Source organism: Streptomyces sp. GS7 (assembly GCF_009834125.1).
Classification (GTDB): Bacteria; Actinomycetota; Actinomycetes; order Streptomycetales; family Streptomycetaceae; genus Streptomyces.
Window position 1 is genome coordinate 2,463,925 of record NZ_CP047146.1, and the last position, 12,160, is coordinate 2,476,084.

9 protein-coding genes and 1 riboswitch are annotated in these 12,160 nt (G+C 75.4%); of the genes, 3 read left to right on the forward strand and 6 right to left on the reverse strand.

The window, feature by feature from the left end:
* From cobO to GR130_RS10620, 4 genes are read right to left on the reverse strand one after another with little or no spacing between them, the layout of a single operon-like run.
* Positions 1-597 (reverse strand): cob(I)yrinic acid a,c-diamide adenosyltransferase, encoded by a 597-nt coding sequence (cobO, locus tag GR130_RS10605; protein WP_159504482.1) that lies wholly within the window; start codon positions 595-597, stop codon positions 1-3.
* Positions 597-2,768: a putative cobaltochelatase gene (locus GR130_RS10610; protein ID WP_159504483.1), complete on the reverse strand. Its 2,172-nt coding sequence runs from the start codon at positions 2,766-2,768 to the stop codon at positions 597-599. The genes cobO and GR130_RS10610 overlap by 1 nt, the downstream gene beginning before the upstream one ends.
* Positions 2,769-2,823: 55 nt before the next feature.
* Positions 2,824-4,419, reverse strand: coding sequence for a cobyric acid synthase (locus GR130_RS10615; RefSeq protein ID WP_159504484.1), 1,596 nt, complete (start codon positions 4,417-4,419; stop codon positions 2,824-2,826).
* A gap of 10 nt (positions 4,420-4,429) precedes the next feature.
* On the reverse strand, positions 4,430-5,383 hold the full coding sequence (locus tag GR130_RS10620) for a cobalamin biosynthesis protein (RefSeq protein ID WP_159504485.1): 954 nt from the start codon (positions 5,381-5,383) through the stop codon (positions 4,430-4,432).
* A gap of 145 nt (positions 5,384-5,528) precedes the next feature.
* A riboswitch (cobalamin riboswitch) is annotated at positions 5,529-5,673 on the reverse strand.
* 207 nt (positions 5,674-5,880) lie between these two features.
* Here GR130_RS10620 and GR130_RS10625 point away from each other — a divergent pair.
* From GR130_RS10625 to GR130_RS10635, 3 genes are read left to right on the forward strand one after another with little or no spacing between them, the layout of a single operon-like run.
* A complete protein-coding gene (locus GR130_RS10625; protein ID WP_236572968.1) occupies positions 5,881-6,378 on the forward strand; it encodes a hypothetical protein in 498 nt (165 codons plus the stop codon).
* 5 nt (positions 6,379-6,383) lie between these two features.
* Positions 6,384-9,065, forward strand: a complete 2,682-nt coding sequence (locus tag GR130_RS10630; protein ID WP_159504486.1) for a caspase family protein — start codon at positions 6,384-6,386, stop codon at positions 9,063-9,065.
* Positions 9,062-10,456 (forward strand): extracellular solute-binding protein, encoded by a 1,395-nt coding sequence (locus GR130_RS10635; protein ID WP_159504487.1) that lies wholly within the window; start codon positions 9,062-9,064, stop codon positions 10,454-10,456. Before GR130_RS10630 ends, GR130_RS10635 begins: the two co-directional genes overlap by 4 nt.
* Before the next feature lie 115 nt (positions 10,457-10,571).
* Here GR130_RS10635 and GR130_RS10640 read toward each other — a convergent pair whose 3' ends face one another.
* Positions 10,572-10,802: a hypothetical protein gene (locus GR130_RS10640; protein ID WP_159504488.1), complete on the reverse strand. Its 231-nt coding sequence runs from the start codon at positions 10,800-10,802 to the stop codon at positions 10,572-10,574.
* A 28-nt stretch (positions 10,803-10,830) separates the two neighbouring features.
* A complete protein-coding gene (locus GR130_RS10645) occupies positions 10,831-12,123 on the reverse strand; it encodes an inorganic phosphate transporter (protein ID WP_159504489.1) in 1,293 nt (430 codons plus the stop codon).
* Positions 12,124-12,160: the final 37 nt, after the last annotated feature.

Below are 12,160 nucleotides of genomic sequence, written 5' to 3' on the forward strand. Positions count from 1 at the left end.
TCACCATTCGATGCCCCGCTGGCCCTTCTGCCCCGCGTCCATCGGGTGCTTGACCTTCGTCATGTCCGTTACGAGGTCGGCGAAGTCCAGCAGCGGCTCGGGGGCGGCCCGCCCGGTGATGACGACATGCTGCGTACCGGGCCGGTCGCGCAGCACCGACACCACCTCCTCGGTGTCGATCCACCCCCACTTCAGCGGATACGCGAACTCGTCCAGCACCAGCAGCTTGTAGGTCTCCGCGGCCAGATCCCGCTTGACCTGCTCCCAGCCCTCGCGCGCCGCCTCCTCGCTGGAAGAGATGTCGCGCTGGACCCAGGACCAGCCCTCGCCCATCTTGTGCCAGGCGACGGTGCCGCCCTCCCCGGAGTCGCCGAGCACCTTCAGCGCCCGCTCCTCGCCGACCTTCCACTTCGCCGACTTCACGAACTGGAACACCCCGACCGGCCAGCCCTGGTTCCAGGCCCGCAGCGCCAGCCCGAACGCGGCGGTGGACTTGCCCTTGCCCTGGCCCGTGTGGACCAGGACCAGCGGGCGGTTGCGGCGCTGGCGGGTGGTGAGCCCGTCGTCCGGTACGACGGACGGCTGTCCCTGCGGCATTACGCGGCCTTCCTGTTGACGTGATCCCGGCCCCGGCCGGCATCGCCGCCGGCGCGAACGGGCCTGCCCTGCACGGTCCGTACGAGCGCGGAGACGCTGTCCGCGCGCAGTTCGTCGAGGGTGACCGCGGGACCGCCCAGGTCCCGTGCCAGTCCGGCGGCCAGCCCCAGCCGGACCGGTCCCGCCTCGCAGTCCACGACCACCGACGCGGTGCCCTCGGCGGCCAGCAGCCGCGCCGCGCGGCCGGCGCGGACCAGCGGCTCCGCCCCGCCGGTGGCCCGGCCGTCGGTCACCACCACGAGCAGCGGGCGGCGGGACGCGTCCCGCATCCGCTCCACCCGCAGCACCTCATGGGCCTTCAACAGCCCCTCCGACAGCGGTGTACGGCCGCCCGTCGGCAGCTGCTCCAGGCGCGCCGCGCCCGCCTCGACGGACGACGTCGGCGGCAGCGCCAGCTCCGCTCCGGAGCCCCGGAAGGTGACCAGCCCGACCTTGTCCCGCCGCTGGTAGGCGTCCAGCAGCAGCGACAGCACCGCCCCCTTGACCGCGCTCATCCGCCTCCGCGCCGCCATCGACCCCGACGCGTCCACGACGAACAGCACCAGGTTGCCCTCGCGCCCCTCGCGCACCGCCTCGCGCAGATCGTCCCGGCGCACCACCAGCCCGGGCCCGCGGCGCCCGCGCGCCCGCTGATGCGGCGCCGCGGCCTGCACCGTGGCCGCCAAGTGCAGCCTGCCCAGGGCCCCTTGGGGCCGCCGCGAGCCGGTCGTCCGGCCGTGCGCGGTACGCGCCCGCGACCGGCGGCCGTCCGCGCCCTCGCCCAGCCCCGGCACATCCAGCCGCCGGGTCCGGAACGGCTCGGCGGCGCCCACCGCCGCCTGCTCCCGCCCCGGCCCGGACGCGGCCGGCTCGGCCTCCGGCTCCCGCTCCGGGCCCTCGGGGCGGGCCGGCGGCTCCGCCTCCTGCTGGCGCGGCAGGTCGAGCCCCGGCGACTCCTGCGGTCCGCCGTCCTGAGGGGGCAGTCCGCCGGGGCCGCCGCCGGGACCGCCGTCCGGACCGTCCGGCTCCGGACCGTCCGGCTCCGGACCGTCCGGCTCCGGACCGTCGCCGCCGTCGCCGTCCGGCTGCTGCCCGGCCGTCTCCTCCAGCACCTCGTCGAGCTTGTCCTCGTCAAGTCCCGGCGCGTCGAAGGGGTTCCGCCGCCGCCGGTGCGGCAGCGCCAGCAGCGCGGCCTGCCGTACGTCCTCGGACCGCACCTCCGTGCGCCCCGCCCACGCCGCGAGCGCACTCGCCGTGCGGGCCATCACGATGTCCGCCCGCATCCCGTCCACCTCGAACGCGGCGCAGGTCGCGGCGATCTGCCGCAGCGCGGCGTCGCCCAGCTCCACCGACGGCAGCACCTCCCGCGCCCGCGCGATGCGCCGGCGCAGCTCCCGCTCCTCGTCCGCCCAGCGCGCCGCGAAGCCCGCGGGATCGGCGTCGTACGCCAGCCGGCGCCGCACGACCTGCACCCGCTGCTCCGGCTCCCGCGACGCCGCGACCTCCACGGTCAGCCCGAACCGGTCCAGCAACTGCGGCCGCAGTTCGCCCTCTTCGGGGTTCATGGTGCCGACGAGCAGGAACCGGGCGGCGTGCCGCACCGAGACGCCCTCGCGCTCCACGTACGAGGCGCCCATCGCGGCGGCGTCCAGCAGGAGGTCGACCAGGTGGTCGTGGAGCAGATTGACCTCGTCGACGTACAGCACGCCCCGGTGCGCGTCCGCCAGCAGCCCCGGCTCGAACGCCTTCACGCCCTCCGACAGGGCCCGTTCGATGTCCAGCGCGCCCACCAGCCGGTCCTCGGAGGCACCGACCGGCAGCTCGACCATCCGCGTCGGGCGGTCCTCACCGGCGGCGTCCGACCCGTGCGGGCCGTCGGGGCACCCGGGGTCCGGGGCGGCGGGCGCGCAGGCGAAGCGGCAGCCGCCGACCACGTCCACGGCCGGCATCAGCTCCGCCAGACCGCGCACCATCGTCGACTTCGCGGTGCCCTTCTCGCCGCGCACCAGCACCCCGCCGATGGCCGGCGAGATGGCGTTCAGCAGCAGGCCCAGCCGCATGTCGTCCATGCCGACGACGGCGGTGAACGGGTACTGCCGGGTGGTGTGCTGCGTGTTGTGCGTCGTTGTCATGCCGTGTCGTCCTCCACGTCGCCGGCCGCCTCCGGTCCTGTCCACTGCGTACCCCTCACGGCGCCCCCGGCGGGACGAACGGCAGCCCCTCCGGCACCCCGTCCTCGATCAGCCGCAGCAGCGCCGCCGTGTCCGCGTGCTCCTCGATCAGATCCCCCAGCCGGTCCAGCTGCTCCTCGCGCAGCGTGCCGAAGCGGGTGTCCGGAGCCGGTACGAACCGGCGGCCCGCCACCCGCGCCACCTCCCGCAGGAACGCCCGCCGAAAGCCGTCGCTCTCCAGCGAGCCGTGCCAGTGCGTGCCCCACACGGAGCCCACCCGGCAGCCGTCCAGGAAGGCTTCCCCGCCGCAGACCTCGGCCACACCGTGATGGATCTCGTAGCCCTCGACGCGCTCCCCGAGTGCCTCGCCGACCGGCCGCGCCAGGCACTTCTCCCGGCCGAACCGGACGCGTACGGGCAGTAGCCCCAGCGCGTCCACCTTCCCCGCCCGCGACTCGACCTCGTCGTCGATGTGCTCTCCGAGTACCTGGAAGCCGCCGCAGATACCGAGCACCGGGCGGCCCTCGGCGGCCCGCCGGGCGAGCGCGTCCGCCAGCCCCCGCTCGCGCAGCCAGGCCAGCGCCCGCACCGTCCCGCGGGTGCCCGGCACCACCACCAGGTCGGCGTCGGCGAGTTCCTCGGCGCGGTCCACGAACCGCACCACCACACCCGGCTCCGCCGCCAGCGCGTCCACGTCGGTGAAGTTGGACATCAGCGGTACCGCGCACACCGCGACCCGCAGCACGTCCGCGCCGACCGGCGGCGCCACGACGGACTCGCGGACCGCGCCGCGCAGCGAGACCCGCAGCCCGTCCTCCTCGTCGATTCCCAGCCCGTGCGCGTACGGCAGCACGCCGAACGTCCGCCGGCCGGTGAGCCCGCGCAGCATCGCAAGGCCCGGCTCCAGCAGGGAGACGTCCCCGCGGAACTTGTTGACCAGATAGCCCGCGACCAGCGCCTGGTCCTCCTCGGACAGCAGCGCCGTGGTCCCGAAGAACGACGCGAAGACGCCGCCGCGGTCGATGTCGCCGACCACCACGACCGGGATCCGCGCCGCCCGGGCGATGCCCATGTTGACGATGTCGGTCCGCCGCAGATTGATCTCCGCGGGGCTGCCGGCGCCCTCGCAGATCACCGCGTCGTACGTCCGCCGCAGCTCCGCCAGGCAGTCGGTCACCGTCCCCAGCAGCTGCTCCCGCCCGCTCCCGTACGCCGTCTCGCCCGGTGACGTGTCCGGCCGCGGCGCCGCGGGCCCGGCCGTGCCGAAGTACCCGCGCGCGCTCAACTCGCCCACCGGCCTGCCCAGCAGCACCACCTGGCTGCTGCGGTCGCCGCCCGGCTTGAGCAGCACCGGGTTCATCAGGGCCGTCGGCTCCACCCGTGCCGCCGCCGCCTGCATCGCCTGCGCCCGGCCGATCTCCGCGCCCTCGCGGGTCACGAACGAGTTCAGCGACATGTTCTGGGCCTTGAACGGCGCCACCTTCACGCCCTGCCGCACCAGCCAGCGGCAGATGCCCGCCGTGACCACGCTCTTGCCCGCGTCCGACGTCGTACCGGCCACCAGCAGCCCGCCACCGACGCCCCCACCGGGCCCCACGCTCCGCCCGCTCAACGGGTCCTCCTCATGTCCGCACACCCCGGCGGCACGTGGCCGCGAGCCGCCCCGCGACCGTCACGCCCAACGCCAGCAGGCCCACCCGCCGCGACAGCCGCACCGCCCGCTCGATGTCGGGCACCGCTGCCGGCCGCGCCCCGCCGTTGAGCACCGGGCGGTGCTCCACCCGCCCGCCGTACGCCAGCGTGCCGCCCAGCCGGACGCCCAGCGCGCCCGCGAACGACGCCTCCACGGGGCCCGCGTTGGGGCTCGGGTGCGCCCCGCCGTCGGCCCGCCAGGCCCGCAGCGCACCGCGCCGGTCGGGGCCCGCGAGCACCGTCAACGCGGCGGTCAGCCGGGAGCCCGGCCAGCCGGCCACGTCGTCCAGCCGGGCCGCGGCCCAGCCGAAGCGCCGGTAGCGCGGAGACTTGTGACCCACCATCGCGTCGAGCGTGTTCACCGCCCGGAACGCCACCAGACCGGGCACCCCGCCCAGCGCGCCCCAGACCAGGGCGCCCACCACCGCGTCCGAGGTGTTCTCGGCGACCGACTCCACCACCGCGCGGGCCATCTGCGGCCCGTCCAGCGCCTGCGGATCGCGCCCGCACAGATGCGGCAGCCGCTCCCGCGCCACGTCCAGGTCGCCGGCCGCCAGCGCGCCGCCCACGGCCCGCGCCTCCCGCCCCAGCGACGTGCCGCCGAGGACGGCCCACACCGCCGCCGCGGTCAGCGCCACCCGGGCTCCTCGGCGGTCCCGTACGGCGCGCTCCAGCAGTGCCGCGCCGACGGCCGCACCGCCCGCGCACAGCACGGTGTGCGCCGCCCCGTACCCGCGGTGGTCGCGCCACAGCCGGCGCTCGACGGCGCCCGCGGCCCGGCCGAACGCGGCCACCGGATGGCCCCGCCGGGGATCCGCCGCGATCAGGTCGCCGAGAAAGCCGAGGGCCGCGCCGCACGCGTACCCCGCGTGTTCGCCGCGCATCGGATCAGACCGCCGTCACGCCTCGAAGGGACCCCGCGCAGGCGGGGAGCGAACGTCTCGTACGGCGGCATCGCGAACGGCAGCCCGGCATGGCGGTATGTCCTCACTCAGGGTCCGCGCCCTGGCTCGACGTGACGGCGACAAGAGTCTCCTGGCTCCCCGGATCGGCGCCTCCCCCGGCCTTCCAGCCCGCGAGCGGCACCCGTGGGTGACCCGAGCCGTGACCTTCTGTGGAGGAGCGCTCCCCGGTGACAGTGGCGGGACCGCGCCGGATTCTCACCGGACTTCCTCAGCTGTCGCCGATTGGCCCGGGTAGTCCACCACGCCCCGCGAAGGCCCGTCAACTCACCTTTGACCTGCGACGCGGCCCCGCCGCGGGCCCTGTGTCACAGACCACAGGGTGGTGCCGGTGTCACGCACGGTTGCCCACGGGACTGATCCCGCGTCACTATCTGAGGCACGGCGGGCGACGGGGCCTGCCGGAAGGGGGCCGGGGGATGCCGGAGAGCGCCGCACGGGACGAGGTCCGGGAAGCGACCGGAGACGAGATCCGCATCAGGATCACGGGCACCAACAATCCGCACCAGGACATCGAGGACCTGAAAGCGTGGCTGGAGCGCGAGCCCTGGCTGGCGCGGCGGCCGCACGACTGGGACCGGCGGCCCCGCCCCGCGGACGAACGCGCCGCGCGGGCCCCCGGTGACGCACCCGACCTCCACGACATGGCGATCGGCGTCGACGACCTGGTCCTGGTGGTGGTCGGCGCGGTCGTCACCGAGGTCACCAAGTCGCTGGGCATCGCGTTACGGGAGTGGCTGCGGCGGCGCAAGGAGGCGCGCGAGGAGGGCGAGCAGCCCCGGGTGTCCGTCGGCACCGGCGCCGGCCTCCGCCAGATCGACGGCGCGGACCCGGAAGAACGGCCCGCCGGCCCGGGCCCGGCCCGGCCCGGCCCCCACAGCGCGGCGGACGAGGGCGGCAGCACCGGCGAGGACTGACCCGGATGTCCGAGTACGACGCACGGGGCAAGACGAACCGGGCGCTGCTGATCTGCGTCCACGACTACGAGACGCACCCCGCCCTGCCCGCCGTGGAGGCCAACGCCGACGAGCTCAGGCGCGCGCTGACCGGCCCCGGCACCGACCTGTTCACCGCGGACGAGGTCGTCGTCTGCCGGCCCCGGGAGCCCGAGGAGCTGAGCCGGGCGCTGAAGGCCGTCGCCGATGAGGCGCGCGGTCTGCTGCTGGTGCACTTCTCCGGCCACGGCTGGGTCGGCAGCGACGGCGGCGACCTCCGGCTCCTGGTCGGCGCCTCGGACCACCGGCACCGCCACACCACGGTCTCCTGGCAGGACGCCGTCCTGTCCTGCCTCGACAGCGCACGGGCCGACCGCATCGTCGTCATCCTGGAATGCTGCTACTCCGGCAACGCCGACGGCGCCTTCCACGCCCTGCGCAAGCCCATGTCGCTGCTGATGGCCGCGCAGCCCAACCGCCGGATCTTCAGCGGCGACGAACCCGCCGGCGGCACCCCCTTCACCCGCGCCGTGGTGCGGATCCTCGAAGAGGGCATCCCCGGCCGGCGGTTCGTCACCTTCGAGGACCTGGCCGCCGCGCTGCGCGACCGGCTCGCCGACGAGCGCACCCCGATGGGCGAGGTCTGGGAGCCGCGCGCCGCCAAGCAGAACACCCTCGACGACGTCATCCTCTCCTTCGCCACCCCCGAGGACCGGCCGCCGACCCCGCCGCGGATCCGCCGGCGCCGCTGGCTCAACCAGCACGTCGTCCGGCCCGTACGGCGCCGCCTCCGGCTCCTCGTCGCGCTGTGCACCGCCCTCGTGCTGGCCGCCGCCGGCCTGGTCGCCCACCGGGTGCTGAGCCCGCTCCCGGACTGCCCGCCCGCCCTGGAGCTGCGGCTGCTCACCGCGCCCGAGGCCGAACCGGCGCTCCGCCAGGCCGCGTTCGCCTACGAGATGTCCGACGCCGACACCCGCCCGCTGGCCGGCGAGGGCGACCTCCCCGACGGCTGCCGCCGGGCCCAGATCACCGTCTACTCCGCCGCCAAGGACCAGATCGACCAGGGCTTCGCCGCCGCCGACCGCTGGCAGGGCGAGGCCCGCGGCGGCACCGGCCGGGGGAACGACGCGGCCAAGGGCGCCGACCCCCTCTACCGCCCCGGACCCCAGCCCGACCTCTGGATCCCCGAATCCACCGCCGACTACGAAGAGGCCCGCCGCGGCATGCCCCCCAAGGGCTCCCCGGCCACCCTCCACGACACCGGCCCGGTCGCCTACAGCCCGCTGGTCGTCGGCATCCCCGCCGGCAAGCGCCCGGCCGACGTCGAACAGGTCGCCCCCTGGCAGGACCTGCTCACCGGCACCGACAGCCGGCACGGCGACCTCAGGCTGCTGCGCCCCAGCCCCGTGCTCTCCGGCACCGGCCTGCTGCACACCCTCGGCCTCTACCTCGCCGGCGACGGCTCGCGCATCGACCCGTCCAGCGCCCCCGACCCCGCCCTCGTCCGGGACGCCGAGAGCCGGCTGACCGCGCCCGGCAGCCAGTACGCCGGCAGCACCGAACTGCTCTGCTCGCTGCGCCCGGACGCGGGCCCGGACGCCGGCCCCGGACGGCCCGGGGGCGGCCGGGGCGCCGGCTCGGCGCCACTGGTCTCCGAGAAGTCCCTCGCCGACTACAACCTCGGCCGCGCCACCGGCAGTTGCCCGGCCCTCGCCCGGCCGCCGGCCCCCGGCGACCGGTACGCCGCGTACTACCCCAAGAACGTCCCGGCCCTCGACCACCCGCTGATCCGGGTCGACTGGAGCGGCGCCGCCGACGCCCCGACCCGGCAGGCCGCCGTCGCCCGCTTCGCCGACTGGCTGCGCGCTCCGGACGGCGGCCGGCCCGTCCTCTCCCGCCAGGGCTACCGCGGGGTCCCCGGGAAGGACGGCACGACGCCCCGCCCCGCTTCCGGCTCCCCGCTCCTCGACACCGCCGCCGACATCGACCTCGCCGCCCCCGTCACCCCCTTCACGGCCGGGCCCGACCAGGTCGGCCGGGTGCTGGCCGGCTACGACCGGGCGCAGCGCGCCAGCCGCCTGCTGATCCTCATGGACACCTCCTCCTCGATGGCCGACGGCGGCAAGCTCCCGGTCGCCACGGCGGCGGCCGGCCGGGTCCTGGAGATGGTCGGCGCCCGCCACACCTACGGCCTGTGGACCTTCCCGGACCGCACGCACCCCGGCAGTCCCTACGCCGTACGCCGGATCGTCCCGCTCGGCAGCGCCGACCCGGCCCCCGGCAAGGCCGCCCTCGACCGGATCGCCAAGGGCGAACTGGTCGACCACGGCGCCCCGATGGAGGAGGCGCTGACCACCGCGGTGGCGGAGCTGAAGAAGGCGGACGGCGGCAGCGGGGGCAACAGCGCCGTCGTACTGCTCCTCGACGAGGACGACGGGGCGGCCGGGCGCGCCCCCGGCGTGGAGCAGAAGCTGGCCGAACTCCTCAAGAACGGGCCCCCGGTGCCGGTCCTGACGGTGGCGATGGGCCGCTCCGGCTGCGACACCTTCGCCCTCCAGGGGCTGGCCCGCGCCTCCGACGGCCAGTGCGTGACCGGCGGTCCGGACGCACCGGATCTGCTGGCCGGACTGGTCGCCTCGATCGGCTCCGCGGGCACGGGGGACCGGTGAGGGCCCGCGCGGCGCTGCCCGCCGCCCTCCTCGCCCTGCTGGTGACCGCCGCGGCCGGCGGCTGCACGTCCGGACCGCCGCACCCCGAGGAGGGCGCCATCGTGCTGGCCACCGGCAGCGACCTGAGCAGCTCCGGGGTCCGCCAGGACCTCATCCACGCCTGGGAGCGGCGCACCGGCCGCACGGTGCGGATCGTGAAGCTCCCGGACACCGCGGACGGCCAGCGCAGCCAGCTGCTGGCCGCCGGCCAGTCCGGCAACAGCGGCTACGACGTGCTGAACATCGATGTGGCCTGGACCGCCGAGTTCGCCGCGGCGGGCGTCATCCGCCCCTGGGGCCCGAGCCTGGACGGCGACTTCCTCCCCAGCGTCGTCAAGACCACCCGGTACGACGGCAAGGTCTGGGCCGTCCCCTTCAACACCGACGCCGGGCTCCTCTACTACCGCAAGGACATCCTGCACGACTACGGATACGACCAGCCCCCCGGCAACTGGGGCGAGTTGAAGAACATCTCCGTCCAGGTGGCGGGCGCCTACAACCGCAAGGCCAGGGCCGCCAGGACCGCCGCCGGCGGGACGCAGGCCGCGGCCGCCCCCACCCTCTACGGCCTGGTCGCCCAACTGCGCCCCTACGAAGGGCTGACCGTCAACACCCTGGAGTCCGCCTGGGCCAACGGCGGCGATCCGGAGGCGACCAGCTTCACCAAGGGCGAGCAGGTCGGCTCGCTCCAGCTCGGGGTCACCGCGCTCAAGGACCAGCTCGACTCGATCATGCCGCACGAGGCCACCGCGATGGACGAGACCGAGAGCCGCCGCTGGTTCGCCGACGGCCGCGCCCTGTTCATGCGCAACTGGCCGGTGGAGTACGCCTCGGTCGCCGAGAAGCTCAGGCCCGGCGTCCAGTTCGACGTCGCCGAACTGCCCGGCCGGCCCACCGACGGCCGGCGGATCTCCGTGCTCGGCGGCCAGAACCTGGCGATCGCCGCCGACAGCACCCGCCCGGCCGGCGCCCGCTCGCTGATCGCGGCGCTCACCGACCCGGAGAGCGAACGCTGCCTGCTGGAGCGCGGGTTCGCGGCCACCCGGGCCTCGGCCTACGGCACCGGGGCCGCCACCCCGCGCTGCCCGCTGCCGCCCGGCGACGCGCAGCGCGGCGAACACGGCGCCACCGGCCGGCCGCCGGTCCCTCCGGGCCAGGAGCCGCCCTACACCCGGACCCTCTACGCGGCCCTGCGCGCCGCCGAACCGCGCCCGCGCAGCGCCCACTACCAGACCTTCAGCAAGGTCGTGCAGATCCGGGTCTCCGAGTACCTGAACAGCACCGGCGGTACGGCCATCGCGGACGAGCTGGCCCGGGAGGCGGACGAGGCGCTCAGCGGACGGAACGGCTGACCGGCCCCGCCCAGGGGCGGAAAAGCGCCACAAGCCAAAAAGAGCCACAAGCCAGAAAAGGGGAACGGGGCGCCCGGTGGACGCCCCGTTCCCCTTCGTAGCGGAGGACGTGTGCTCAGGTGGCCACGATCAGATAGATCCCGTACGTCACCGCCACCGCGCACAGCGCGAAGGCCGCCAGCGCTCCGGCCCGCGCGCCGGTACCCGGTGCCGTGGTCGCCCCGCCGTCCGCGGCCGGCTTGCGGGACGTCCCCACGATTCCGACGGTGAACAGGCCCACGATCCCGACCGTCACCACGAGGGTGACGCCGAAGACCTGGCCGAGAGCTGCCCAGTCGATGTGCATGGTGTGTTCGTTCCTTCGGTGAGGGCCGCTAGGAGGTGGCCGTCGCGGGCTGCGCCGGCTGCGCCGACGGCGTCGGCTGCGCGGGCGGGGCGGCGGCTTCCGCCGCGGTGGCCGCGGCGGAAGCCGGGGCTGCCGGGGCCGCCGGGGCGACCGTGCCCGCCGGGGGAGGGGCGACGGTCTGCAGCGCGGCGGTGACGACACCCACCGGCTCCGCGGCCGGGCCCTCGTTGACGTTGGTGTGGTCGATCGGCTTGCGCCGGGAGGCCGCCCAGATGCCGCCGCAGACCGCGAGCGCGCACACCGCGACCGCGGCGACGCCCCAGTTGCCCTGGTCGGCCAGGAACGCGGCACCCGCCGAGACCAGTCCGGCGGCCGGCAGTGTCAGCGCCCAGGCGGCGACCATCCGCCCGGCCGTGGACCAGCGCACCACGCCGCCCTTGCGGCCCAGCCCGGAGCCCATCACGGCACCGGAGCAGACCTGGGTGGTGGAGAGCGCGAAGCCGAGGTGGGAGGAGGCCAGGATGGTGGCCGCGGCGCCGGTCTGGGCGGCGAAGCCCTGCGGCGGCTGGATGTCGGTGATGCCCTTGCCCATCGTGCGGATGATGCGCCAGCCGCCCAGGTAGGTGCCGAGCGCGATGGCCAGACCGGCCGAGGCGATGACCCACATCGGCGGGTCGGAGTGCGGCGCGATGACCCCGCCGGTGATCAGCGCGAGGGTGATCACGCCCATCGTCTTCTGGGCGTCGTTGGTGCCGTGGGCCAGCGAGACCAGCGCGGCCGAGGCGATCTGGCCGGCGCGGTAGCCCTTGGCGGTGTCCGCCTCCTCGCGCCCCCGGGCCAGCCGGTAGGTGAGCCGGGTCGCCGCCATCGAGGCGAGGCCCGCGACGAACGGCGCGGCCACCGCCGGGATCAGGACCTTCATGACGACGGCCTCGCCGTGCACCCCGCCGGTGCCGACGGAGACCACGGTGGCGCCGATCAGACCGCCGAAGAGGGCGTGGGAGGAGCTGGAGGGGAGTCCGGCGAGCCAGGTCACCATGTTCCAGACGATGGCGCCGACCAGACCGGCGAAGATCACTTCAGGTCTGATGCCGGCGCTCTCGTCGATGATGCCGCCGGAGATGGTCTTGGCCACCTCGACGGACAGGAACGCGCCGACAAGATTGAGCCCCGCCGACATCGCCACCGCGGCTCTGGGTCGCAGTGCCCCGGTGGAAATGGTGGTGGCCATTGCGTTGGCCGTGTCGTGGAAGCCGTTCGTAAAGTCGAACACCAAGGCCGTGACGATCACGATCCCGATGAGAAGCGTGATGTGTTCCATTCACCCAGGCAATCAGTTCGATGGGCAGTGTCGCTCG

Bases quoted from the DNA above. Each gene is read 5' to 3' on its own strand.
- cobO (WP_159504482.1), bottom strand. From the start codon at position 597: ATGCCGCAGGGACAGCCGTCCGTCGTACCGGACGACGGGCTCACCACC.
- GR130_RS10610 (WP_159504483.1), bottom strand. From the start codon at position 2,768: ATGACAACGACGCACAACACGCAGCACACCACCCGGCAGTACCCGTTC.
- GR130_RS10620 (WP_159504485.1), bottom strand. From the start codon at position 5,383: ATGCGCGGCGAACACGCGGGGTACGCGTGCGGCGCGGCCCTCGGCTTT.
- GR130_RS10625 (WP_236572968.1), top strand. From the start codon at position 5,881: ATGCCGGAGAGCGCCGCACGGGACGAGGTCCGGGAAGCGACCGGAGAC.
- GR130_RS10630 (WP_159504486.1), top strand. From the start codon at position 6,384: ATGTCCGAGTACGACGCACGGGGCAAGACGAACCGGGCGCTGCTGATC.
- GR130_RS10640 (WP_159504488.1), bottom strand. From the start codon at position 10,802: ATGCACATCGACTGGGCAGCTCTCGGCCAGGTCTTCGGCGTCACCCTC.
- GR130_RS10645 (WP_159504489.1), bottom strand. From the start codon at position 12,123: ATGGAACACATCACGCTTCTCATCGGGATCGTGATCGTCACGGCCTTG.